This is a genomic window from Streptomyces sp. NPDC005302 (assembly GCF_040607345.1).
Classification (GTDB): domain Bacteria; phylum Actinomycetota; class Actinomycetes; order Streptomycetales; family Streptomycetaceae; genus Streptomyces.
The window spans coordinates 293,034-318,149 of record NZ_JBEXGN010000009.1; the positions used below are offsets into that span (position 1 = coordinate 293,034).

At 73.0% G+C, this 25,116-nt stretch carries 18 protein-coding genes; 9 read left to right on the forward strand and 9 right to left on the reverse strand.

What is annotated here, in order from left to right; genetic code table 11:
• Window positions 1-196: 196 nt before the first annotated feature.
• From ABZT74_RS16735 to ABZT74_RS16745, 3 genes are read right to left on the reverse strand one after another with little or no spacing between them, the layout of a single operon-like run.
• Window positions 197-1,129 (reverse strand): aminoglycoside phosphotransferase family protein, encoded by a 933-nt coding sequence (locus ABZT74_RS16735; protein WP_356177693.1) that lies wholly within the window; start codon window positions 1,127-1,129, stop codon window positions 197-199.
• Window positions 1,130-1,168: 39 nt separating this feature from the next.
• Window positions 1,169-1,639 carry a ferritin-like domain-containing protein gene (locus tag ABZT74_RS16740; RefSeq protein WP_355868097.1) on the reverse strand — a complete coding sequence of 157 codons (471 nt, stop codon included), beginning with the start codon at window positions 1,637-1,639 and terminating at the stop codon, window positions 1,169-1,171.
• Window positions 1,636-2,238, reverse strand: a complete 603-nt coding sequence (locus tag ABZT74_RS16745; protein ID WP_356177685.1) for a hypothetical protein — start codon at window positions 2,236-2,238, stop codon at window positions 1,636-1,638. Before ABZT74_RS16745 ends, ABZT74_RS16740 begins: the two co-directional genes overlap by 4 nt.
• A gap of 252 nt (window positions 2,239-2,490) precedes the next feature.
• On the opposite strand from ABZT74_RS16745, the gene rimP reads away from it, so the two are divergent.
• From rimP to ABZT74_RS16790, 9 genes are all read left to right on the forward strand, one after another.
• Entirely contained in the window at window positions 2,491-2,988 is a 498-nt protein-coding gene (gene rimP / locus ABZT74_RS16750) for a ribosome maturation factor RimP (protein ID WP_355868103.1), read from the forward strand.
• A 2-nt stretch (window positions 2,989-2,990) separates the two neighbouring features.
• Entirely contained in the window at window positions 2,991-3,989 is a 999-nt protein-coding gene (gene nusA, locus ABZT74_RS16755; protein WP_355868106.1) for a transcription termination factor NusA, read from the forward strand.
• A 101-nt stretch (window positions 3,990-4,090) separates the two neighbouring features.
• Complete coding sequence (locus ABZT74_RS16760; RefSeq protein WP_355868109.1) at window positions 4,091-4,369, forward strand: YlxR family protein; 279 nt, start codon at window positions 4,091-4,093, stop codon at window positions 4,367-4,369.
• 148 nt (window positions 4,370-4,517) lie between these two features.
• On the forward strand, window positions 4,518-7,658 hold the full coding sequence (infB, locus tag ABZT74_RS16765; RefSeq protein WP_355868112.1) for a translation initiation factor IF-2: 3,141 nt from the start codon (window positions 4,518-4,520) through the stop codon (window positions 7,656-7,658).
• 233 nt (window positions 7,659-7,891) lie between these two features.
• Window positions 7,892-8,185 carry a DUF503 domain-containing protein gene (locus tag ABZT74_RS16770; protein WP_355868115.1) on the forward strand — a complete coding sequence of 98 codons (294 nt, stop codon included), beginning with the start codon at window positions 7,892-7,894 and terminating at the stop codon, window positions 8,183-8,185.
• Between the two features lie 33 nt (window positions 8,186-8,218).
• Window positions 8,219-8,668 carry a 30S ribosome-binding factor RbfA gene (rbfA, locus tag ABZT74_RS16775; RefSeq protein WP_355868118.1) on the forward strand — a complete coding sequence of 150 codons (450 nt, stop codon included), beginning with the start codon at window positions 8,219-8,221 and terminating at the stop codon, window positions 8,666-8,668.
• A complete protein-coding gene (gene truB / locus ABZT74_RS16780) occupies window positions 8,665-9,570 on the forward strand; it encodes a tRNA pseudouridine(55) synthase TruB (RefSeq protein WP_355868122.1) in 906 nt (301 codons plus the stop codon). The genes rbfA and truB overlap by 4 nt, the downstream gene beginning before the upstream one ends.
• Before the next feature lie 284 nt (window positions 9,571-9,854).
• A complete protein-coding gene (locus ABZT74_RS16785; RefSeq protein ID WP_356435625.1) occupies window positions 9,855-13,613 on the forward strand; it encodes a trypsin-like peptidase domain-containing protein in 3,759 nt (1,252 codons plus the stop codon).
• A 137-nt stretch (window positions 13,614-13,750) separates the two neighbouring features.
• A complete protein-coding gene (locus ABZT74_RS16790; protein WP_355868125.1) occupies window positions 13,751-14,704 on the forward strand; it encodes a bifunctional riboflavin kinase/FAD synthetase in 954 nt (317 codons plus the stop codon).
• 88 nt (window positions 14,705-14,792) lie between these two features.
• On the opposite strand, the gene ABZT74_RS16795 is transcribed toward ABZT74_RS16790, so the two are convergent.
• The 6 genes from ABZT74_RS16795 to ABZT74_RS16820 all read right to left on the reverse strand — a co-directional run bounded on the left by ABZT74_RS16795 (window position 14,793) and on the right by ABZT74_RS16820 (window position 24,799).
• Complete coding sequence (locus ABZT74_RS16795; RefSeq protein WP_355868128.1) at window positions 14,793-15,800, reverse strand: ABC transporter ATP-binding protein; 1,008 nt, start codon at window positions 15,798-15,800, stop codon at window positions 14,793-14,795.
• Window positions 15,797-16,831, reverse strand: a complete 1,035-nt coding sequence (locus ABZT74_RS16800) for an ABC transporter ATP-binding protein (protein WP_355868131.1) — start codon at window positions 16,829-16,831, stop codon at window positions 15,797-15,799. Before ABZT74_RS16800 ends, ABZT74_RS16795 begins: the two co-directional genes overlap by 4 nt.
• Entirely contained in the window at window positions 16,828-17,751 is a 924-nt protein-coding gene (locus tag ABZT74_RS16805; RefSeq protein WP_356177691.1) for an ABC transporter permease, read from the reverse strand. The genes ABZT74_RS16800 and ABZT74_RS16805 overlap by 4 nt, the downstream gene beginning before the upstream one ends.
• Before the next feature lie 23 nt (window positions 17,752-17,774).
• The gene (locus tag ABZT74_RS16810; protein ID WP_355868134.1) at window positions 17,775-18,842 is read right to left on the reverse strand and encodes an ABC transporter permease; all 1,068 of its coding nucleotides are present in this window, start codon (window positions 18,840-18,842) and stop codon (window positions 17,775-17,777) included.
• A 71-nt stretch (window positions 18,843-18,913) separates the two neighbouring features.
• Window positions 18,914-20,758, reverse strand: a complete 1,845-nt coding sequence (locus tag ABZT74_RS16815; RefSeq protein ID WP_356435595.1) for an ABC transporter substrate-binding protein — start codon at window positions 20,756-20,758, stop codon at window positions 18,914-18,916.
• Between the two features lie 330 nt (window positions 20,759-21,088).
• Window positions 21,089-24,799 carry an SCO5717 family growth-regulating ATPase gene (locus tag ABZT74_RS16820; protein ID WP_356435598.1) on the reverse strand — a complete coding sequence of 1,237 codons (3,711 nt, stop codon included), beginning with the start codon at window positions 24,797-24,799 and terminating at the stop codon, window positions 21,089-21,091.
• Window positions 24,800-25,116: the final 317 nt, after the last annotated feature.

A 25,116-nucleotide genomic window follows, 5' to 3' on the forward strand; every position in this document is an offset into this window, starting at 1 on the left:
GCCCGTCGAGCCCGGACCGGGGCTCGGCGGGCGCCGTCGTCCGTTCCGCGGCAGCCCTGCCGTCCGAGCCCTCCGTGCGGGCCGAGCCCCGCCCGCGACGGCGGATCGGCGTCGTCCCGGACCGTACTCCGCGCCGGTGCGTCGCCCCACGTCCGCGAGCGCGCCGTGCCGGGCGAGCGTGGCGGGAGCGCCGGGCTCACACCCAGCCGGCGAACTCCAGCAGCAGTTCGGCGTCCCGGGGGCGGCCGACCCGGCCCGCCCGTACGCCCGACTCGACCGCACGGAACAGGGTCCAGCCGCGCAGCCGTTCCTGGTCCACTTCCAGGGACTCGGCGAGGCGCTTGATGCGGCGCCGGGTGATCGACGCTCCGGAGGGCGAGGCGATCAGGTCCTCCACCCGGTCGCGGACCAGCCGGGCCAGGTCGAAGGCGCACTCGCCGACCACCGGGTCGGGTCCGACGGCCAGCCACGGCGTGCGCTCCCCGGCGAGCACCTTGCTCTGCCGGAAGGTGCCGTGCAGAAGCCGCGTCTCGGGCGGCTCCGCCAGCAGTTCGTCGCGGGCCGCGAGCGCGGCGTCGACCAGCGCGCCGATCTCGGCGCCGCCCTCCGCCCCCTCCGTGACCGTGGCGCGCATCGCCTCGGCCTGCCGCCCGGTCCGTTCCCCGACGGTCTCGAAGACATGGCCCGCGGGCGGTTCGACCCAGAGCCGCCGGAGCGTCCCGGCCGCTTCCAGCAGGGCCTTCGCCTCGGGCAGCGTCCGTACGGACATGTCCGGGTGCAGCCGCTCCAGCAGCAGCACGCCGTGGGTGTCAGCGGGGTTGAGGAGGCGTACCGCGCCGCGGCCGTCCCAGTGCGCCAGTGCCGCCCGCTCGCTCTCCGGACGCGCGCGGTCCGGGGCCAGCTTCAGGACGGCGGGTGTTCCGTCGGTCTGCCGCACCAGCACGACCAGACTGCTGCGGCCGCCCGGCGCCTGGACCCGCTCGGGCGTCAACTCGCGCTGTTCCACGGCCTGTCGGGCCAGCTCGGGCAGCTTCTCCAGCCACGCCTCGGCCCCGTCGGTCCCCTCCGACCCGCTCTGCCTGTTCTCGCCGAGCGCCCGCAGAAGGCGCTGTGGCGGTTCGAAGACCATGCGCGAGTCCATGCGCGAGATGTTCCCTTCCAGGTCGCGTTACGCCGTGGACGCCGAGGGCGTCGGGGTGCCCGCCCGCTCCGCGAGCCCAGGGAAGGCTACGCTCTCGCCGTTCCAGCGCACCGCGCGGACCGCCGCCTCGCGCAGCGCCCCGGCCGCGGTGCGCCGCTGGTCGCCCGTCGTGGCGCGTACGAGGTCGGAGTACACGGCCGCCACCCGCTCCTCCAGCTCGGCCGCGAACCGGACGGCGGTCGGGGAGTCCGTCACGGGAAAGGGCAGCACGTACGCCGCGGAGGCGGCCTCGGGCGCCGCGCCCAGGTCCTTCACCGCCCGCACGAGTGCGTCACGGCGGGCCCGATGGGCGTCGTAGGCCGCCCGGGCGTCGCTCCGCCGCTTCTCGCCGATCTTGCCGCCGACGACGCCGTAGCCGTACACGGCGGCGTGTTCGGCGGCCAGCGCGGCCTGCAGGGCCTTGAGTTCGGTTTCCTCTGTCCTGTCCCGCTTGCTCACTTCGCCGCCTCCGTCAGCAGAAACGCGTGGGCGGCGCCCGCCGCGGCCACCGAGGCCAGCAGCCTGGCCAGTTCCCCCGGAAGCTCCACCAGGGCCTGCGTCCGCTCGTCCGCGAGCGCGAGTTCGGCGGTGGCCAGCTCGGTCAGGGCGTCCTTGGGCCGCGCGGCGACATCGGACGACGTACTCGCCGAAGCCGAAGCCGAAGCCGAAGCCGAAGCCGAAGCCGAACCGGAAGGGGTGGCGGTGGGGGAACCCGACGCCGAAGGGGATGTCGTGCCGGGTGCCGAGGCCGACGAGCCCGCCTTGCCCGCTCCGAACGCCCGTGCGTGCCCGACGACGTCCGCCCGCAGCGGGGCGAGCTTCTTCCCCAGGTCCGGATGTGCGGCGATCACCGCGGCGTACCGGCCCGCGAGGGCCGTGCTGTCGCGGGCCGCACGCGCGCGTGCCCGGTCGGCGGCCGAGGGGCGGCTGCCGCCGGTCGTGTCACCGGACGGGTCGGCGGCGGAACAGCCCGCGAGGGCGAAGGTGCCCGCGGCGGCCGCGAGCAGGGTCCTTCGGCGCGGACCCGACGGGGTGCGTGACGAGAGAGGGAACGGCACGACAGACGTCCTCGGAGGGCTCGTACGAATGTATGGGCGAGCTGCCCGTGATCACGGTACCCGCGCGGGAGCCGATCACCGTCCAGCGGCTCTCTCCCATCTGCCGCCGGAGTGTTCTCGGGCCCCTCCTCCCGCAGCTCCCGGCGCGGGAGCACGCGCACCGGTGGACGGCAACACCCCTCGCGACCGGATACCCTTTGACCTGACACGCGACCAACCCACAACAGCAGACGCGGCCGAGGAGTCACCCGGATGAGCACGACCCAGAGCGAGAGGCTGCGAGAACTGCTGGATCCGCTCGTGACCTCCCAGGGACTCGATCTGGAAGAGATCGAGGTGGAGACCGTCGGCCGGAAGCGTGTTCTGCGCGTCGTCGTGGACTCGGACGAGGGTGCCGACCTGGACGCGATCGCCGATGTGAGCCGCGCGCTCTCGGCGAAGCTCGACGAGACGGACGCGATGGGTGCGGGCGAGTACACGCTCGAGGTCGGAACCCCCGGTGCCGAGCGAGAGCTCAAGGAACACCGTCACTACGTACGCGCCACCGACCGGCTGGTGAAGTTCCAGCTGGCGGACGGCGACGACCTGACCGCACGGATCCTGAACGTCGAGGACGACGGACTCGACGTCGAGGTGCCGGGTGTGAAGGGGCGCAAGCCCACCGCCCGCCGGCTCGCCTTCGAGGACATCGCCAAGGCCCGTGTGCAGGTCGAGTTCAGCCGCAAGGACAAGAAGGAAGAGGAGGCGTAGCCGTGGACATCGACATGAGTGCCCTGCGGGGTCTGGTGCGGGAGAAGGAGATCTCCTTCGACCTGCTGGTCGAGGCGATCGAGTCAGCCCTCCTCATCGCCTACCACCGTACCGAGGGGAGCCGTCGCCACGCGCGCGTCAAGCTCGACCGGGAGACCGGTCACGTGACGGTGTGGGCGAAGGAGGATCCCCAGGATCTGGAGGAGGGGCAGGAGGCGCGCGAGTTCGACGACACCCCGTCCGACTTCGGCCGGATCGCCGCGACCACCGCCAAGCAGGTCATCCTGCAGCGCCTGCGGGACGCCGAGGACGACGCGACCCTCGGTGAGTACGCGGGCCGCGAGGGAGACATCGTCACCGGCGTGGTCCAGCAGGGCCGCGACCCGAAGAACGTGCTCGTCGACATCGGCAAGCTGGAGGCCATCCTGCCGGTGCAGGAGCAGGTCCCCGGCGAGATCTACGAGCACGGCCTGCGCCTGCGCTCGTACGTGGTCCGGGTGGCCAAGGGTGTCCGCGGTCCGTCCGTGACGCTGTCGCGCACGCACCCGAGCCTCGTGAAGAAGCTCTTCGCGCTGGAGGTTCCGGAGATCGCCGACGGGTCCGTCGAGATCGCCGCGATCGCCCGCGAGGCCGGCCACCGCACGAAGATCGCTGTCCGGTCCACCCGCAGCGGCCTGAACGCCAAGGGCGCCTGCATCGGCCCGATGGGCGGCCGCGTGCGCAACGTCATGGCCGAGCTGAACGGCGAGAAGATCGACATCGTCGACTGGTCGGACGACCCGGCCGACATGGTGGCGAACGCGCTCTCCCCGGCGCGTGTCTCCAAGGTGGAGGTCGTCGACCTCGCCGCCCGCTCCGCGCGCGTGACGGTCCCCGATTACCAGCTGTCACTGGCGATCGGCAAGGAGGGCCAGAACGCCCGCCTCGCCGCCCGTCTCACCGGCTGGCGGATCGACATCCGTCCGGACACCGAACAGCCTGCCGACCAGCGCGGCGAGTGATCGGGGAATAGATCCGCGCCACGGGTGGCTTGGATCACGACAACAACCGTTCGATTCTTGCCCCAAAGGGGTGAGGTCGTTACGGGGAGGTAGACTTAACAGTGTCTGGCCGGACGCGAGCCCGCGCATGCCCTGAACGCACCTGTGTGGGGTGCCGGGAGCGAGCGGCCAAGAGAGACTTGCTGCGCATCGTGGCGGTCGAGGGCGAATGCGTCCCCGATCATCGCGGTACGCTGCCCGGCCGGGGTGCGTACGTGCATCCCGCCCTGGTCTGTCTCGACCTGGCGGTCCGCCGCCGGGCGATCCCACGGGCGCTGCGCGCTCCGGGACCGCTCGACACCGCGGCTCTTCGCCTCCACGTCGAGCAGGCAACACCGTAAGAAGCGTCGCGCGGAACCCCCGTGCGGCCCTGGTACCCCGCGAGTTGGAAGTAGGTCGAGATTGCGATGAGCACTCGATGAGCACGCGATGAGTACGCCCATGAAGTAGCGACGGTCCGGACGCAAACCCGGACCTAAAAGGAGCGAAGTGGCTAAGGTCCGGGTATACGAGCTCGCCAAGGAGTTCGGCGTAGAGAGCAAGGTCGTCATGGCCAAGCTCCAAGAACTCGGTGAATTCGTCCGTTCGGCGTCCTCGACGATCGAGGCGCCCGTCGTACGTAAACTGACAGATGCCCTCCAGCAGGGCGGCGGTGGCGGCAAGCCCGCACCGCGCAAGGCAGCTCCGGCCAAGCCGGGCGCCCCCTCTCCGGCGCAGGCCGCCCGTCCGGCCGCCCCGCGCCCGCCGGCCCCGAAGCCGGCCGTGGCGGAGACGCCCGCGGCTGCTCCGGTGACCCCGGCCGCGTCGGGTCCCCGTCCGGGTCCCAAGCCCGCGCCGAAGCCCGCTCCGGCGGCTCCGGCTCCGGCCGCGCCCGAGTTCACCGCGCCTCCGGCCGCCGCGCCGCAGGCTCCGTCGGCTCCGTCGACCCCCGCCGCGGGTCCCCGTCCGGGCGCCCCGCGTCCGGCCGGCCAGGCTCCGCGTCCCGGTGGCGCCCGTCCCGCCGGTGGTCCCGGCCAGGGTGGTCAGGGCCGTGGTGACCGTCCCGAGCGCGGCGACCGTCAGGGCGCTCCGCGTCCCGGCGGCCAGGCCCCGCGTCCCGGCGGCGCCCGCCCGGCGGGTCCCCGTCCGGGCAACAACCCGTTCACCTCTGGTGGCTCCACCGGTATGGCGCGCCCGCAGGCGCCCCGTCCGGGTGGTGCCCCGCGTCCCGGCGGCGGCGCCGGTGGCCCTGGTGCCCCGCGCCCGCAGGGTGCCGGTCAGGACCGTGGTCCCCGTCCGCAGGGCGGTCCCGGTGGCGCTCCGCGTCCCCAGGGCGGTCCCGGTGGTGCCCGTCCGACTCCGGGCGGCATGCCCCGTCCGCAGGGTGGCGCTCCGCGTCCCGGCGGTGGCCCCGGTGGCAACCGTCCGAACCCCGGCATGATGCCGCAGCGTCCTGCCGCGGGTAGCCCGCGTCCCGGCGGTGGCCCCGGTGGCCGCGGTCCCGGTGGCGGCGGTCGTCCCGGCGGTGCCGGTGGCGGCGGCGGTCGTCCGGGTGGCGGCGGCTTCGCCGGTCGTCCGGCCGGTCCCGGTGGCGGTGGCGGCGGCTTCGCCGGCCGTCCCGGTGGTCCCGGTGGCGGTGGCGGCGGTTTCGCCGGTCGTCCCGGTGGCGGCGGCGGTCGTCCCGGCTTCGGTGGCCGTCCGGGTGGTCCCGGTGGCCGTGGTGGCACGCAGGGCGCCTTCGGCCGTCCCGGCGGTCCCGCGCGTCGTGGTCGCAAGTCGAAGCGGCAGAGGCGCCAGGAGTACGAGGCCATGCAGGCCCCGTCGGTCGGCGGTGTGATGCTGCCTCGTGGCAACGGACAGTCCGTCCGTCTGTCGCGCGGTGCGTCCCTCACCGACTTCGCCGAGAAGATCGGCGCCAACCCGGCGTCGCTCGTCGGCGTGATGATGAACCTCGGCGAGATGGTCACTGCCACGCAGTCCGTCTCCGACGAGACGCTGAAGCTCCTCGCGGACGAGATGAACTTCGTCCTCGAGATCGTCAGCCCCGAGGAGGAGGACCGCGAGCTGCTCGAGTCCTTCGACATCGAGTTCGGCGAGGACGAGGGCGACGAGGACGACCTCGTGGTCCGTCCGCCGGTCGTGACCGTCATGGGTCACGTCGACCACGGTAAGACCCGCCTTCTCGACACCATCCGCAAGACGAACGTCGTCGCGGGCGAGGCCGGCGGTATCACCCAGCACATCGGTGCGTACCAGGTGGCCACCGAGGTCAACGGTGAAGAGCGCAGGATCACCTTCATCGACACCCCGGGTCACGAGGCGTTCACCGCCATGCGTGCCCGTGGTGCCAAGTCGACCGACATCGCGATCCTCGTGGTGGCGGCCAACGACGGTGTGATGCCCCAGACGATCGAGGCGCTGAACCACGCCAAGGCGGCCGACGTGCCGATCGTGGTCGCGGTCAACAAGATCGACGTCGAGGGCGCGGACCCGACCAAGGTGCGCGGTCAGCTCACCGAGTTCGGTCTGGTGGCCGAGGAGTACGGCGGCGACACGATGTTCGTCGACATCTCCGCCAAGCAGGGCCTCAACATCGAGAGCCTGCTGGAGGCCGTGGTCCTCACCGCGGACGCCTCGCTCGACCTGCGGGCCAACCCGGAGCAGGACGCGCAGGGTATTGCGATCGAGTCCCACCTCGACCGCGGCCGTGGTGCCGTTTCGACGGTCCTGGTCCAGCGCGGCACGCTGCGCATCGGCGACACCATGGTGGTCGGCGACGCGTACGGCCGTGTCCGGGCGATGCTCGACGACAACGGCAACAACGTCGAGGAAGCGGGTCCGTCGACCCCCGTCCTGGTCCTGGGTCTCACCAACGTCCCGGGTGCCGGCGACAACTTCCTCGTCGTCGACGAGGACCGCACGGCGCGTCAGATCGCCGAGAAGCGGGCGGCGCGCGAGCGCAACGCCAACTTCGCCCGCCGGGGTGTCCGGTTCTCCCTGGAGAACCTGGACGAGGCCCTCAAGGCCGGTCTGGTGCAGGAACTCAACCTCATCATCAAGGGCGACGCGTCCGGTTCGGTGGAGGCTCTCGAGTCCTCGCTGCTCCAGCTCGACGTCGGTGAAGAGGTCGACATCCGTGTCCTGCACCGCGGTGTGGGTGCGGTCACCGAGTCGGACATCAACCTGGCGACCGGCTCCGACGCGATCGTCATCGGCTTCAACGTCCGCGCTGCGGGCCGCGCGGCGCAGATGGCGGAGCGCGAGGGCGTCGACGTCCGGTACTACTCGGTGATCTACCAGGCCATCGAGGAGATCGAGGCGGCCCTGAAGGGCATGCTGAAGCCGGAGTACGAGGAGGTCGAGCTCGGCACGGCGGAGATCCGCGAGGTCTTCAAGTCGTCCAAGCTGGGCAACATCGCCGGTGTCCTGGTCCGTTCGGGCGAGGTCAAGCGCAACACCAAGGCGCGCCTCATCCGCGACGGCAAGGTCATCGCGGAGAGCCTCAACATCTCCGGGCTGCGTCGCTTCAAGGACGACGTCACCGAGATCCGCGAAGGGTTCGAGGGCGGTATCAACCTCGGCAACTTCAACGACATCAAGGTCGACGACGTCATCGCGACGTACGAGATGCGCGAGAAGCCGCGGTCGTAACGCGGTGGTGTGAGCTGGCCGGCGGTGACCTGTCACCGCCGGCCAGTTTTCCGTCTGCCCGGGCGATGTACTGCCACGGGCGGACGGCGGGGGCCGGTCGCACGGTTGTCCGCGTCCCTCGGGGCGCCGAATATCCGTCGAGCGGCCCCACCCGTTCGTTGTACGGTTCAGAGGTCCCTGCCAAGCGCATTGGCAGGTCGTCTATCCCGTACCGGCGGGACATCCGGTCACACATGTATGTGGGGACGCTGTCCTTCGATCTCCTCCTCGGCGACGTTCACTCGCTGAAGGAGAAACGCTCTCTCGTCCGGCCCATCGTCGCGGAACTTCAGCGGAAGCACGCGGTGAGTGCCGCCGAGACGGGGAACCAGGATCTTCACCGCAGGGCAGAGATCGGCCTGGCGGTGGTCTCCGGAGACACCCAGCATCTTTCCGACGTACTGGACCGGTGCGAACGACTGGTCGCGGGACGGCCGGAGGTGGAACTGCTGTCGGTACGGCGCAGGCTCCACACAGACGAAGACTGACGAAACAAGCAAGGCGAAGAAGGAGACGGACCAGTGGCCGACAACGCGCGGGCGAAGAGGCTGGCGGACCTCATCCGAGAGGTGGTGGCCAAGAAGCTGCAGCGCGGGATCAAGGACCCGCGGCTCGGCACTCACGTCACCATCACGGACACCCGGGTCACCGGGGACCTCCGGGAGGCCACCGTCTTCTACACGGTGTACGGGGACGACGAGATGCGCGCCGAGGCGGCCGCGGGCCTGGAGAGCGCCAAGGGCGTGCTCCGCTCGGCGGTCGGCGCGGCGGCCGGCGTGAAGTTCACGCCGACGCTGACGTTCGTCGCGGACGCCCTGCCGGACACCGCCAAGACCATAGAGGATCTCCTCGACAAGGCACGGGCCTCGGACGAGAAGGTGCGCGAGGTCTCGGCCGGCGCGGCGTTCGCCGGTGAGGCGGACCCGTACAAGAAGCCGGGCGAGGACGACGAGGACGACGCCGCGGAATGACGGAGAAGCCCCGGACGCCCGACGGACTTGTCATTGTCGACAAGCCGTCGGGCTTCACTTCGCACGACGTGGTCGCCAAGATGCGCGGTATCGCGCGCACCCGGCGGGTCGGCCACGCAGGCACCCTCGACCCCATGGCGACGGGCGTGCTCGTCCTCGGTGTCGAGAGGGCCACCAAGCTCCTCGGACACCTCGCGCTCACCGAGAAGGAGTACCTCGGCACGATCCGGCTCGGCCAGAACACACTGACCGACGACGCCGAGGGCGACCTCACGTCGTCGACGGACGCCTCCGGCGTGCGGCGCGACGCGATCGACGCCGGGGTGGCCAAGCTGACGGGCGCCATCATGCAGGTGCCGTCCAAGGTCAGCGCCATCAAGATCGACGGCGTGCGCTCCTACAAGCGGGCGCGCGAGGGCGAGGAGTTCGAGATCCCGGCCCGCCCGGTGACCATCTCGTCCTTCGCGGTGTACGACGTCCGTGACGCCGTCGCCGAGGACGGCACCCCCGTGGTCGACCTGGTCGTCTCGGTGGTCTGCTCGTCCGGGACGTACATCCGGGCGCTCGCCCGTGATCTCGGCGCGGACCTGGGCGTCGGCGGTCACCTCACCGCCCTGCGCCGCACCCGCGTCGGCCCCTACAAGCTGGACTCCGCGCGCACGCTCGACCAGCTCCAGGAGGAGCTGACGGTGATGCCGGTCGCGGACGCCGCCTCCGCGGCGTTCCCGCGCTGGGACGTCGACACACGGCGCGCCGGGCTGCTGCTGAACGGTGTGCGCCTGGAGATGCCCGAGGAGTACACGGGCAGAGGCGCCGTGGCGGTCTTCGGCCCCCAGGGCGACTTCCTCGCACTGGTCGAGGAACAGAAGGGCAAGGCCAAGAGCCTCGCCGTCTTCGGCTGAGTCCCGCAGTCTCCGGGAAGCTCCGTCCGTGGAGCGGCGGTCACGGGGTCTCGTGCCCGCCGCTCCACGGTCCCCCCTCGGTTCCCCCCCCTCCAAGGTCTGTCCAGCCGGGCCCGCCTGTTCACCCCTTCGGGCGGGCGCTCGGAGTGAACCGAGGAGTGGAAGGGGGCGCGTTCACCACACGATCTGTCCCGCTGATCACCCCGCGCCTACCGTCGGAACGAGGAACGCGGCGGGGAGGTTCGAGCATGGCGGGACGCGGTCCGCGGACCGGGGACCTGGAGATGCCGGACGCCGTCCGGGAGACGTGGGACGGCGCTCTGGTGCGCGTCTGCGACCTGGCGGGCCGCCCACGCGGCACGGGTTTCGCGGCCGACCACCACGGCACGGTCGTCACCAGCCACGAAGCCGTCGACGGCCTGGCCCGGCTCGTGCTGCACGCCGGTGACCGCACCTGTGTGGTGACCGCCGACGCCGTGGTCCCGCTGCCCGACGCCGGTCTGGCGCTCGTCCGCACCGAGGGCCTCGGCCTCGACCCGCTGCCCGTCACCGCGCGGGACCGCGTCGCGACCGGTACGTACGTCAGGATCGCGGCGGGCACCTGGCGCGAGGCGCGGGTGCTGGAGACGTCCACCGTGACCTACACGGCCACCGACCGCTTCCATCTCCTGCGCGGAGCACTGGAGCTGGCGATCGGCACGGCGGGCGCGGACGCCCTGCGGCTGGGCGGCGGAGCGGCCGGGGGACCGGTCGTCGACGCCGCCACCGGCACCGTGGTCGCGGTCCTCGGCACCGCGCTGCTTCCGCGGACCGGGGACGGCACCGAACCGGGGGACACCGCCGTCCACCGGGCGCCCGGTTTCGCCGTTCCCCTGCGGGGCGTCGCGGGCCCGCTCGCCGAGCTGCTCGCCCGCAACGCCGAGACCGTGCCCGCCTACGGAGCCGATCTGAACCTCGCCGGAGCCCTGGAACTCACCGCGACCTCGGTCGGTTCGGACGGCCCGCGCCCACACGGCCCGCCCGGGTCCGCGGGACCGGCCCCCGAACCCGTCGAACGTGCCGACGTCGTCCGGGAGTTCGCGGCCTTCGCATCGGGCCCCGCCGCCGTCCTCGGGCTCGTCGGCCCGCCCGGCAGCGGCCGTACGACGGAACTGGCGGCCCTCGCCGCACGCCGCGCCCACGGCGCGGAACCGGCCCCCACGCTGTGGCTGCGCGGCGCCGACCTCCTCGCCGGGGACAGCTCGGTGGCCGACGCGGCGACCCGCGCCCTGGAGCGCGCCGGGCGGATCGTGGCGGCGTCGCGACAGGACCCCGGAGCGGACCCGGGCGAGGACCCGCGCCGGAGTGCCGGGGCGGAGCTGCTGCCTCCCGCCGGGTACGCCGGGGAGCTGGGCGACATCGGGCCGGAGCGGCTGGCCCGGCTGGCGCACGCCGCCGGACGGCCACTGCTGCTCCTGCTCGACGGACCCGAGGAGATGCCGCCCGAGCCGGCCCACCGTCTGCACGCCTGGACGGAGCGAACGGCGGCCTGGCTGGCGGAGACCGGCGCGCGGCTCGTCATCGGCTGCCGCGCGGAGTACTGGGAGCACGCCGGAGCGGCGTTCCCCGCGCGGCTGTTGCACGGGCCGGCCACCGGAACCCCGGTCTCCCCGGACGGTCCTCCGTCGCGGGACGTGGATCCGCCGCTGCCTTTGTGCGTGCGGCTCGGGGACCTGACCGAGGAGGAGGCCGCGCGGGCCCGGTCGCGTGCCGGTATCCCCGAAGGCGTCCTCGCCACCGCCGACGCCCGCCATCCGCTGGTGCTGCGGCTGCTCTCCGAGGTCCGGGCCGCGCTGCCGGACCCGCCGGGCGAGGCGCTCGACCGCGACACCGTGTTCGCCGCCCACCTCGACCTGATGTGCCTGCGCGTGGCCGTCCGGCTCGCCGCGGCGAACGGACAGCGCGGCACCGCCGTACGCCGGCTCGCCGCCCGGGTCTCCGGCCAGGTGCACGAGGCGGCGCGGCGCAGCCTGGGACCCGGGCAGGGCGAGCTGGACCGCGCGTCCTTCGAAGCCGTCTTCCCCTGGGGACCCGCACCGGGGCCGCGTTTCGCCGGCACCACGGGCTGGGCGTCCGCCGTCCTCACCGAGGGACTCCTCGTCCCGGCCGGCGACGGCTACCGGTTCGCCCACGAGGAGCTGGCCGACTGGATCCAGGGCACGCACCTCGACCTGGACGGCGCCCTGCACACCCTGGTCCACCGGGCGCGCACCCCCGCCGGCGCGGGCCGGGACCCCGGGCACGTGGACGCCACGGGAGCGGGCCGCCGCCGCACGCGCCGTTCCCGGCCGCCGACGGGCGGGGACTCCCGGGCGGCGGACACCGCCCGGGCCCCGGGGACCTCCCGTACGTCCACCGGGGACACGCTCCCCGTCCCCCGTCACCGCATCGGCCCCGTCGTCGAGACCCTGCTCCTGCTCGCCCGTCAACAGGGGACCCCCGAACTGACCCTCCGTCTGGAGGATCTCGTGCAGGCCGTGGACGAACTGCTCCCGCCGGCACCGCGCCCCGGGGGCGACGCGCTCTGGTGGGCCACCCACCTCTGCGCCGACGTCCTGCTGCGGGTGCCCGACGCGACGCCGTACACCGGTGTCCTGCGGCTGCTCACCGAGCGGATCGTGGCCTGGCGGGAGCAGGGCCGGGCCGTACCGGCGCCGTTCGGGCCGGCGTTCTGGGCCGCCGTCCCGCTGCCGCCCGCCGAACGCTTCGACCTGCTCAGGCGTCTGGTCGTCACCGACCCCGGCCGCCCCCCGGCGGCCGACACGGTCCCCTCCGCCGAGCGGCACGCCGCCCCGCGCCATCTCGACACCGTCGCCCGCCTCCTCGCCGAGAACCCCACGGCCGTACAGCCGCATCTCACCCGCTGGTTCGACGACGAGCGGGAGCTGCCCGCGATGCCGCACGCGACCGTGGCGGCGGCCGCGCAGGCGCTGCTGTACGCGCACCGGAGGCGGGCCCTGGACGACCTCGCGGAGGCGCTGGTCGACTGCGCGCACCGGCGGGGCGACGAACTGCTGGCCGTGCTCGCGGAAGAGGAGCCGTCGGCCGTGTGCCGGGCGGTGGACCGGTGGGCCCACGACGAACGGCCGGCCCGCCGGGTCGCCGCCGTCGCGTACGGTCTGCGCGCCGCCCCGTTCGCGGCCACCGGAGCCGACCGCGAGCTGCTGCGCTACGCGGCGCTCGCCGTGCTCGCCCGCCCCACCGACGCCACGCTGCACGGCGGCGCGCTCGGCATCCTCGTACGGGATCCGCGCACCCGGGAGCCGTATCTGCCGCAGGCGCTGGAGCGCTTCGCGGCCGGTGACGCGCGGCTGTCGCCGGACACCCTGGCCGCCGCCCTGCCCACCCACCCGGAGCCGGTGTTCGCCGCCTTCCGCGACCGGCTGCGGCGGCCCGGCCCGGACACGGCCGAGCTGCTGCGCACTCTCGCCGACGTCACCGCACCGGCACTCGCCCGCCCGGTCGCCACGCTGGTCCGCGAGGCCGTGCAGGCCTGCCCGGAGGCCGCCCCGTACATCGCCGCGTTCGTCGAGCGGCGCCTCGACCACGGCGAGGGCGCCCACCTCGTACTCTTCCCCCTGGTCAGCGGAGTGCAGGCGGGGTGTCCCGGTCCGGTGCGGGCGGCCCTCGCGCAGGTCCTGGCCGCCGCGGACACCACCGCGTCCGCCGTGCCGCGCCGCGAACTGCTCGACCTGCTGCTGGCCCACGAACGGGACCCCGCCGTCCTCGGCACCGTCCTGAGGGCCGCCGCCGACGGCTTCGGCCCGCGCGGCGAGCAAGCCACCCGTGAACTCGTGCACCGCGTCGGCCGCCTCCTCGTCCGCACCCCCGCCGGTGCCACCGGATTCGACCGGGGACTCGTCGACCTGGCCCGGCGCGTCCCGGGCTTCGCCTCCCTGATGGCCCGCTGGCTGAACGGCACGCCCGACGACTGGTCCGCCGTCGTGGGCCCCAGCACCCGCCGCATGATCGAGAACCTCGCGGGGCCACGGGTCCCGGCCTGAGCCCGCCGCGAGCGGCTCCCGGCGCTGAGCGATGTGTCACAGCCCGATGCCGATGCGAGCGGTGCCCGTCCGGCATGGCACCCTTAGAGCTGCGAACGAGGCAATCACGGACACGGGTTCGACAAGGAGCGGTCACAGTGCAGCGCTGGCGTGGCTTGGAGGACATCCCCGAGGACTGGGGGCGCAGCGTCGTCACCATCGGTTCCTACGACGGGGTGCACCGCGGACACCAGCTGATCATCCGGCATGCCGTGGACCGCGCCCGCGAGCTGGGCGTCCCCTCCGTCGTGGTCACCTTCGACCCGCACCCCAGCGAGGTGGTCCGCCCCGGCAGCCACCCGCCGCTGCTCGCCCCGCACCACCGCCGCGCCGAGCTGATGGCCGAACTGGGCGTGGACGCGCTGCTCATCCTGCCGTTCACCACCGAGTTCTCGAAGCTGTCGCCCGCCGACTTCGTGGTGAAGGTGCTCGTCGACAAGCTGCACGCCAAGGCCGTCGTCGAGGGCCCCAACTTCCGCTTCGGCCACAAGGCCGCCGGCAACGTCGACTTCCTGCGCGAGCAGGGCAGGACGTACGACTTCGAGGTCGAGGTCGTGGACCTGTACGTGAGCGGCGCGGCCGGCGGCGGTGAGCCGTTCTCCTCGACGCTCACCCGGCGGCTGGTCGCCGAGGGCGACGTCGAGGGGGCGCGCGAGATCCTCGGACGCCCGCACCGCGTCGAGGGCGTGGTCGTCCGGGGCGCCCAGCGAGGCCGCGAACTCGGCTTCCCCACGGCGAACGTCGAGACCCTGCCGCACACCGCGATCCCCGCCGACGGCGTCTACGCGGGCTGGCTGCACGCCCAGGGCGAGATCATGCCCGCCGCGATCTCCGTCGGCACGAACCCGCAGTTCGACGGCACCGAGCGCACCGTCGAGGCGTACGCCATCGACCGCGTCGGCCTCGATCTCTACGGCCTGCACGTCGCCGTCGACTTCCTCGCCTTCGTCCGTGGCCAGGCCCGGTTCGACTCCATCGACGACCTGCTGGTGGCGATCGCGGACGACGTGAAGCGGTCGCGGGAGATGATCGAGGCGTACAAGGGCGAGTAGCCCCCGCCGTACGACGCGCGAGCGGCCGGTGCCCTGGTGGGCACCGGCCGCTCCGTCGTGCCGCGCGCGGCTGCCGTGCCGCGCCCGGTCACACCTCGGGGCGCACCGCCCGTGCCCAGTGGCAGGCCACCTGGGTCCCGCCCGCGCCGTCCAGCACGGCCAGGTCCTGTCCGCGGCAGGCGCCCGCCACGCCCGCCCGCTCCGCCTCCCCGCTCGCCAGGACCTGGCAGCGGGCGTGGAAGCGGCAGCCGCCCGGGATGCGGGAGGGGTCCGGGGGCTCCCCGCTGAGCACCACCGGATCGCCCGGAGCTTCCGGAAGAACGGACAACAGGGCCTGCGTATAAGGGTGTTGAGGCGTGGTCAGAACCTGCTCGACGGGGCCGGTCTCCACGATCCGGCCGAGGTACATGACGGCGACCCGGTCGGCGATGTTCCACGCGAGACCCAGGTCGTGGGTCACCACCAGCGCGGACAGCCCGAGTTCGTCGCGCAGCCGCAGAAGCAGCGCGAGGATCTCACCGCGGACGGAGGCGTCGAGGGAGGCCACCGGCTCGTCGGCGACGATGAGTTCGGGCTCCAGCACGAGCGCTCCGGCGATGACGACGCGCTGGCGCTGGCCGCCGGACAGCTCGTGCGGGTAGCGCAGGAAGAACCGCTCGGGAGGGCGCAGGCCCGCCCGGGACAGCGCCCCCGCCACGGCCGCGCGCTCGTCGCCCCCGTACCCGTGGATGCGCAGCCCCTCGGCCACCGCGTCGTACACGGTGTGGCGCGGGTTGAGCGAGCCGCTCGGATCCTGGAGGACCAGCTGGACACGTCTGCGGTACGCCTTCAGGGCGCGGGAGGAGTAGTTCAGCGGCCGCCCGTCGAAGGTGACACCACCGCCCGTCGGCGGGACCAGGCCGAGCAGTGAGCGGGCCAGGGTCGTCTTGCCGCAGCCCGACTCGCCGACCAGGGCGACGATCTCGCCGGGCCGGATGTCGAGGTCGACGCCGTCGACGGCACGGGCACGGTCGGCGCCCTGCCGGCCGGGGAAGGCGACGTGCAGGCCCCGCGCGCTCAGCAGGGGCCCGGTGGTCACGGGGGGTGTCGTCGTCATGGCGTGCTCCTGACCGGTTCGGCGTCCACGGCCGTGCCCGCGTGGACGCAGGCGGCCGAGCGGCCGGTCCCCGCGTCCCGCAGGACCTGGTCGTCCGTCACACACGCGTCCACGGCCACCGGACAGCGGGGGTGGAAGGTGCACCCCGACGGCAGGGCCGAGGGGTCGGGCGGATCGCCGGGCAGGCCGCGCGGCGCGAACCGTGACGCGACGTCGCCGATCCGCGGGAAGGCGGCCGACAGGGCCTTTCCGTAAGGGTGCCGGGCGTTCTCGTAGACCTGCCGTGCCGGGCCCTCCTCGACCACGCGGCCCGCGTACATCACGGCCAGCCGGTCACAGGTGTCGGCCAGGACGGCGAGGTCGTGGCTGATCATGACGAGCCCCACCTCCTGCTCGCTGACGAGTTGTTCGATCAGGCGGAGGATCTGCGCCTGGATCATCACGTCGAGCGCCGTGGTCGGCTCGTCGGCGATGACCAGCTGGGGGTCGCAGGCCAACGCCATGGCGATCATGACGCGTTGGCGCTGTCCGCCGGACAGCTCGTGCGGGTAGGCGTCCGCGCGGGCGGCCGGCAGCCCCACCTGTTCGAGGAGTTCACCCGTCCTCGTCCGCGCGCCCGCCGCGGTCGCCTTCCTGTGCAGCAGGATCGGCTCGGCGATCTGGTCGCCGACGCGGTGCACCGGGTTCAGCGAGTGCATCGCGCCCTGGAAGACGATCGACGCCCCCGCCCAGCGCACCGCCCGCACCCGGCCCCACTTCATCGTCAGCACGTCCTCGCCGCCGAGGAGGATCTCCCCGCTCGTGCGCGTGCCCGCGGGAAGCAGCCGCAGCAGGGCCAGCGCCAGCGTGGACTTGCCGCACCCCGACTCGCCCGCGATGCCGAGCTTCTGGCCCGCGTCGAGCGAGAGGTCCACCCCGCGTACGGCCGCCGCGCCGCCCGGATAGGTCACGGCGAGGTTCCTGACCTCCAGGAGCCGCTGCCCGCCCGGCGTCTTCGAGGCCTCCGGTGTCCTGTCGGTCGTCGTGCTCACCGTGCCACCCCCAGCTTCGGGTTGAGGACCGACTCCACCGCGCGGCCGCACAGCGTGAACGCCAGCGCGACCACCGCGATCGCGACACCCGGCGGCACCAGGTACCACCACTTGCCGGCGCTGACCGCGCCCGCCTCCCGGGCGTCCTGGAGCAGCCCGCCCCACGACACGACCGTCGGGTCGCCGAGGCCGAGGAAGGCGAGCGTGGCCTCGGCGAGGATCGCCGAGGAGATGATGAGGGTCGTCTGGGCCAGCACGAGCGGCATCACGTTGGGCAGGACGTGGCGGGTCATGATGTGCCAGTGCCCGCCGCCGAGCGCCTTGGCCCGCTCGATGTACGGCCGCGACTCCACGGCGAGGGTCTGCGCGCGCACCAGCCGGGCCGTGGTGGGCCAGGTGGTGACGCCGATCGCCAGGATGATCGTGCCGAGGGAGCGGGTCATCACGGTCGCCAGCGCGATCGCGAGGACCAGCGTCGGCATCACCAGGAACCAGTCCGTGATCCGCATCAGCACGGTCGCGTACCAGCCGCGGAAGTGCCCGGCGGTGATGCCGATCAGCGCCCCGATCGCCACCGACAACACGGCGGCGAGCAGTCCGACCAGCAGGGAGACGCGGGCGCCCCACACCACGAGCCCCAGCAGGTTCCGCCCGAACTGGTCGGTGCCCAGCGGGAACGCGGTGCTCGGGCTCTCCAGCGGGTCGCCCGGCGCGTTCGTCACGCTCTGCACGTCGGAGCCCACGGTCAGCGGGGCGGTCAGCGCGATCAGGCCGAACAGGACGAGGGCGGCGAGCCCGAAGACACCCGCCCGGTGCGTGCGGTACTGCTTCCAGAAGCGGGCCGCGGAGTGCCGGCGGCGCTGCCGGGCGAGGGTACGGGGACTCGCCGCGACGGCCTGAGAGGTTGCTTCGGTCGTCATCGGCCCGTCCGACTCGGTCGTGGTCATCGGCCCACCCGGGGGTCCAGCAGCGGATAGATCAGGTCGGCCAGCGTGTTCATCACGATCACCGCGGCCGCGAAGACGAAGAACAGCCCCTGCACCAGCGGCAGATCGGGCACGCTCAGCGCCTGGTAGAACAGCCCGCCGAGTCCCGGCCAGGAGAAGACCGTCTCGACGAGGATCACGCCCGCGACCGTCCGGCCGAGGTTGATGAAGATCAGCGTGACCGTCGGCAGGAGCGCGTTCGGCACGGCGTGACGGCGGCGTACGAGGTCGTCCCGCAGCCCCTTCGCGCGGGCCGTCGTCAGATAGTCGCTGCCCATCTCGTCAAGCAGCGCCGAACGCGTCACCAGCAGCGTCTGCCCGTACTCGACGGCGACCAGCGTCACCACCGGAAGGACCAGATGGTGGGCCACGTCGAGGACGTACGCGAAGCCCTCCTCGCCGCCCGACTCCATGCCGCCTGTCGGGAACAGACCGGGGACCGGGCCCATGCCCACCGAGAAGACGATGATGAGGAGCAGCCCCAGCCAGAACGACGGGATCGAGTAGAGCGTCAGGGCCAGACCGGTGTTGACGCGGTCGCTCGGCCCGCCGTGCCGCCACGCGGACCGCGTGCCGAGGAAGATGCCGAGCGCCGTGTAGAGGACGAAGGCCGTCACCGTGAGCAGCAGGGTGTTCGGCAGCGCCTCGGTGATCTTGTCGATGACGGGGGCGCGGAACTGGTACGACGTGCCGAGGTCGCCCGTGAGTGCCTTGCCGCAGTAGTCGGTGAACTGCTCCCACAACGGCAGGTCGAGCCCGAACTCCTTGCGGTAGTTGGCGAGTTGTTCGGCGGAGACCTGACGGCCGCCCGTCATGTACTTGACCGGGTCGCCGGGGATGAGTCGGAACAGGAAGAAGCTGGTGACGAGGACGGCGAGCAGGGAGACGGCGGCGCCGCCCAGCTTGCCCGCCACGTACCGCGGATAGGCGGCCCTGGCGCGCGCCTTCCGCCCGCGGGCCGACGGCCCGGCCGGAGCCGGACCGCCGGTCGCCTCGACCAGCGAGGGTGTTGCCTCAGCGGTCATGAACCACTCATTCGCTCGTACGATCACGGGGCCCCGGGCCACGGTGCTCCCGGGGGAGGGCGGTGCGGGCACTACTCGCGGTCGTCGGCCGTCGAGCGGCGGCGCATCGCGAGGAACGCACCGGCGCCCACGAGGACGACGAGGCCCGCGACGATGCCGATGATGACGCCCGTCGAGCCGGAACCGCCGGAGGACGCACCGGAGGAGCCCGCCGGAACGGCCGACCACCAGCTCCAGTAGCCGTCCTGGCCGTAGATGTTGCCGGCGGCCTTCGGCATCGTCTCGATCGACTTGATCTGGTCCGTGCGATAGGCCTCGACCGCGTTCGGGTACGCCATGACGTTCATGTACCCGGTGTCGTAGAGCCGCGACTGCATCTGCTTGACGAGGTCCGTCCGCTTGGCGGTGTCGTACTCGGCGAGCTGGCGGCCGTACAGGTCGTCGTACTTCTTGTCGCAGATGAAGTTGTCCGTCGCGCCCGTGTCCTTCGGAGTGGCCGGCAGCGCGCCGCACGTGTGGATCGACAGGACGAAGTCGGGGTCCGGGTTCACCGACCAGCCGTCGAAGGCGAGGTCGTAGTCACCCGCCAGCCACGGATCGGTCACGTTGTCCAGGCAGTTGAGGGTGACCCCGATGCCCAGCTTCCCGAACCACTCCTTCACGTACTGCCCGACCGCCTTGTCGTTCGGGTCGGTGGCGTGGCAGAGGATCCGGTAGTCGATCGGCTTGCCGTTCTTCTCCACGCGTTTGCCGGCGGCGTTCTTCTTGTAGCCCGCTTCGTCGAGCAGCCTGGCGGCCCGGGCCGGGTCGTACGCCAGCTCCTGGTCCGCCGACGGCTTCCACGCGTACGTGGAGAAGCGTGGCGGGATGTAGCCCTCGCCCGCGACGGCGTGCCCCTGGAAGACCTTGTCGATCAGGGTCTGCCGGTCGACCGACATGAACAGCGCCTGGCGGACCTTCTGGTCGAGCAGGGACCGGGCGCCGTCACCGAAGTGCTTGCCGTTCTTCGCCTGCGCGCCCGGGTTGGTGGCCAGCGCGTAGAAGCGGCGCCCCGGTGCGTCGTTGACCTTGACGTCGGGCTCGGACCGGAGGGCGGTCGACTGCGCGGGCGTCAGGTTGGAGACGAACGACACCTCGCCCTTCTGCAGCGCCGCGACGGCCGCGTCCCCGTCCTTGTAGTACTTGAAGACCAGCTCGTCGAACTTCGGGGCTCCGCGCCAGAAGGTCTTGTTGGGCTTCAGCCGTACGTAGCTGTCGGCCTTGTAGCCGGTCAGGACGAACGGGCCGTTGCCGACGACCGGGAAGCTCTTGTCGTTGTTGAACTTGGAGAGGTCGCCGACCTTCTCCCACACGTGCTTCGGCACGATCGGCACGTCGAGCGCGGCCATCGTGGCCTGCGGCTTCTTCAGCTCGATCACCAGCTGGGTGGGGCTGGGCGCGGTGACCTTCCTGAAGTTGGCGACGAAGCTGCCGTTGGCGGTGCCCGCGGCCTCGTCGGTCATCATCTTGTTGAACGTCCAGGCCGCGTCCTGGGCGGTGGCCCGCTGCCCGTCCGACCACTGGGAGTTGGAGCGGATCGTGTACGTCCAGGTCAGCTTGTCCGCCGACGGCGCCCACTTGGTGGCGAGACCCGGGATCGCGTGGTTGTCCGCCGGGTCGTAGTTGGTCAGGTACTCGTACATCAGCCGGTGGATGCTCGTACTGACCAGACGCGACGCCAGGAACGGGCTCAGCGAGTCGACGCTCTGCGCGACCGCGACGGTGAGGACCTTCTTGCTTTCCTTCGCCTGAGCCTGCTGCGGGGCCGGGTTGAGCGGGGTCGCGAGACCGGCGGACAGGGTGAGGGCGGCGACTCCCGCGGCGGCGACGAGCCGGGGCCGCACCAGGCCTCTGCGGTGCTGCTCTTGTGTCTTCATGGGTCCATGACCTCGCGTCATCAGTTGCGCGGAGAAGGCTGGTGGAACGACGTGATCAAGAGGCGTCGGCGGATTTGATCTGTGTGTCTATCAGCGGTGGTCTGCACGAGTCAACGATGCGCAGACCCCATGTGGCCTGCGGAAACAACGAGTTGGCGGCAATTCTTCGCTCATTGGTTCAGACCGGTGAAGCGTCCCTGGTGGCGGCCTGACGGCGTCTGACGTCCCTGGATGCGCACCCGGGCCTCCCCGGAAACACGAAGGGCCCGCACCGTCCGTGGACGGTGCGGGCCCTTCGCGGGAACCGGCCCCTCGATGGGGCCGATCGGGTTACTGCTGAGGCGGTGCCGGAGGCGGCGGCGGGGTCTGGCCCGGGTGCTGCGGGTAGGGCTGCCCCGGCTGGAACTGTCCGCCGGGCTGCGGCGGCGGATAGGCCTGCCCCGGCTGCGGGTGGCCCTGACCGGGCGCCTGCGGGTACGGCCCGCCCGGCGCCTGCGGCTGACCGGGCTGCGGCGGGTACGGCTGACCGGGAGGCGTCGGCTGGGCGTACGGCTGCCCGGGCTGGGGCTGCTGCGGCACCTGCCCCGGCGCGGGCTGTCCGTACGCCGGCTGGCCGGGGGCCTGCTGCTCCGGCGCGTACTGACCGGGCATCGGGGGCGCGGCCACCGGCGGCGGGTTGCCGTCGTTCGTCCACAGGCCGTGCGACTGCTGGTGCCGTGCGATGTCCTCGGCCACCAACGCGGAGAGGTTGAAGTACGCCTCCCGAACCTTGGGCCGCATCATGTCGAGATCGACCTCGGCACCCGCGGCCAGGTGCTCGTCGAACGGCACGGTCACGACACCCCGGCAGCGCGTCTCGAAGTGGCTGACGATGTCGTCCACCTTGATCATCTTGCCGGTCTCGCGGACCCCGGAGATGACCGTGATGGAGCGCGACACGAGGTCCGCGTACCCGTGCGCCGACAGCCAGTCCAGCGTCGTACTGGCGCTGCTCGCCCCGTCCACCGACGGCGTCGAGATGATGATGAGCTGGTCGGCGAGGTCCAGCACCCCGCGCATGGCGCTGTACAGCAGCCCCGTGCCGGAGTCGGTCAGGATGATCGGGTACTGCTTGCCGAGGACGTCGATCGCGCGCCGGTAGTCCTCGTCGTTGAACGCGGTGGACACGGCCGGGTCGACGTCGTTGGCGATGATCTCCAGCCCGGAGGGCGCCTGCGAGGTGAACCGGCGGATGTCCATGTAGGAGTTGATGTACGGGATCGCCTGGACGAGGTCACGGATGGTGGCCCCGGTCTCGCGGCGCACCCGGCGCCCGAGCGTGCCGGCGTCCGGGTTGGCGTCGATGGCGAGGATCTTGTCCTGCCGCTCGGTGGCCAGCGTGGAGCCGAGCGCGGTCGTCGTGGTCGTCTTGCCGACGCCGCCCTTGAGACTGATGACGGCGATCCGGTAGCAGGACAGCACCGGAGTGCGGATCAGCTCCAACTTCCGCTGCCGCTCGGCCTCTTCCTTCTTGCCGCCCAGCTTGAACCGCGACTGCGCGGCGGCCGGACGACCGCTCTTGACCTTCTGCCGCTTGTTGTTGAGCAGCCGGTCGGAGGACAGCTCCACGGCCGCGGTGTAACCGAGCGGCGCCGCACCGGGGTTGGTCGGCTGCCGCTGGTCGTGCCGCACGGGCTGCGGCCACGCGGTACCCGCCCTCGGGTCGACCGGCGCGGCCGGCTGCTGCTGCACGGGCTCCGGTCCAGGCTGCTGCGGAGGCTGGACCTGCGACGGCGGCGCCGGGTCGTGACCGGGCTGCGGAGCGGGCGAGCCGGGCACCTGCTGCGGGGCCGGAGCCTGCGGCGGTACGACACCGGGGGCGGGCGCGGCCGGCTGCGGGAAGCCGTAGCCGGGGGCCTGCGGAGCGGGTGCCGGCTCGTGGTGAGGCGCGGGCTGCTGCTGGGGGAAGCCGTAGGCCGGGGCGGGCGGGGCCTGCTGCGGGAACCCGTATGCCGGTTCCGGAGCCGGAGCCTGCGGCGGTACGACACCGGGCGCGGCGGCCTGCGGGAAGCCGTAGCCGGGGCCCTGCGCGGCGGGGGCCGGGGCGGGTACCTGCGGGGCCTGGGGCGCCGGCTGCTGCGGGAAGCCGTAGGCGGGCGGGGCCGATGGACCCGGAGCCGTCGGCGGGACCTGTGCGCCGGGCTGCGGGAAGCCGTAACTGCTCTGCTGCGGCGGGATCGGCGCGGGCGCGTCGGCGACCGGAGCCGCCGGAACCGGGGGACGGTCCTGCGGCGGTGCCGGAACGGAGTTGTCGAAGGCGGGCGGCTGCACCGGCATGGGCCCCTGCGGCGATCCTGCCGTGACGGGCTCACCGGGAGCGGTCCAGGCCGGAGGCCCCGCCTGCGGCGCGGGCTGAGCGGCCGGGGCCGGAGGCCCCGCCTGCGGCGCGGGCTGAGCGGCCGGGGCCGGAGGCTGGAACGGCTGACCCGGCGCGGGCTGCGCGAGGGGGGTCTGGAAGGGCTGACCCGGCGCGGGCAGAGGCGCGGGCGGCTGGAAGGGCGCGCCCGGTGCCGGTGCCGGTGTCGGTGCCTGCGCCGCGGGAGCCTGCTGCGGATCCGGAACGTAGGGCGGAACCGGCGCCTGCGGCGGCACCTGGACGGGGCCGGGAGCCGGAGCGGGCTCGGTGGAGGCGGGCCACTGCGCGGCCGGGGCGGGAGCCGCGGGCTGGTAGGCGGGCGGCAACGGCGGCAGGCCGGCCTGCGGAAGCGGCGGCGGGGCCCAGGCGGGGGGCGCGTCCTGTGCGCCCGTCTGCTCCTGGTGCCGAGCGGCCGGAACCGCGTCCTGAGGCTCACCGGCCGTCGGGCCTTCGCCCTGCGGCTCGTCGGTCGTGAGCGCGTCCGCCGGCACCGCGTCGTGGATGTCGTCGTCCGCCGGGGCCTCGCCCGGCGCGGAGTGACCGTCGGCGGCAGGGAGCGGTGCCACGAGGTCGGCGGGCTCGGCCGCCTCCGCGGACGCACCGCCCTGTGCGCCGGTGAACTCGGCCTCGGAGGAGGGGACTTGAGCGTCGTCCTGGGACGCCCCGTCCGCCACCGGGGCGTCGGTGGCACCGATCCGCGGTACGCCGGCTTCCAGCGACTGGTACGCGAGAACCGGGTCGATGGCGGGCTCGGGCGGGCTCACGGGCCGGGCAGGCACGGAGGGGACGGGGTCGGGGTCGACGACGGCCAGGACCTCCACCGGGATGCCGGCTTCACCTTCGGCCGTGTTGCCGTCACCCTCCGCGTCGCCGTCCGCATCCGCCATATCAGCGACGTTCGCAGCGTCCGCGCTCTCGGCCTGAGTGTTCCGGCCCTCAGCGTCGACGTCCTCGGCCTCGTCGCCGCTCTCGACCTCGGCGGCGATCTCGGCAGGAGCGGGAGCGGGAGCGGGAGCGGGAGCAGGAACGAGAACGGGAGCGGGAGCGGCCGGAGCGGCGTCCGCGTCCTCCGCCTCGGCGACCTCCGAACCCGTCCGCTCCGCGATCTCACGCTTCACCGCGGCGGCGGAGAACCGCATGGTCGCGCCGCTCTCCAGATCCCCGTTCGGGGAATCCGGCTCGTCCGAAGCGGTGTCCGACGGTGTGAAGGAGGCGATGTCCGGCGTGCCGGAACCGGCGTCGGGAGCGGCAGCAGCCGGAGGAGAAGGGGGAGTCGGAGCGACCGGGGGAGCGGGCGGTGTCCACTGCGGCTCGAAACCACCCACGGGAAAGTTCGGTACGGCGGCGGGGCCGGCCGCCTCCGGGACGGGCGGCACAGCCGCCGCGTCCTCGGTCCGCGCGGAGCCCTCAGAGCCCTCGGAGTCCTCGGGGCCGTCCGCGCCGGCCTGCTCCTCGGCGTCGTCGGCGTCGTCGGTCTCCGCGGCGTCCGGATCCCCGGAGCCACCCGAGGCGTTCTGCGTGTACCAGGCCGGCGGCGCGTAGTCGATGGTGAACTCGCCCGTCGTCTCGACGGCGGACTCCGCGTCGGACTGGTCATCGCCGGGCGTGGCCCAGCCCCCGCGGATCCCGTCCCGATCGCTGTTCACAATTCCTCCTGGTGTGGTCGAGCACCCTCGAGCCGTGCCGGGGCGACCGTCTGCCGGCCGTCCCTGGTCGTCCATGAACGCCCGAGGTCGTCCGAAGTCCGTACGAGGTCGCCCGAATTGACCCGGCTCCCCCCGGAACACGAGCCTCCCGTCCACGGGTTCTGGCGTCGCGCCCTGTCCCAGCCTAATCACCATGACTGTCAGGAGGGCAGGCCCGTCCACCCCACCGCGGACGCCCGCTACGTCACACCCTGCCCAGAAGTGGCGTACACACGCTCACGATTGAGCACCAAAGCAGACAAACAGCAGCAAGGGCC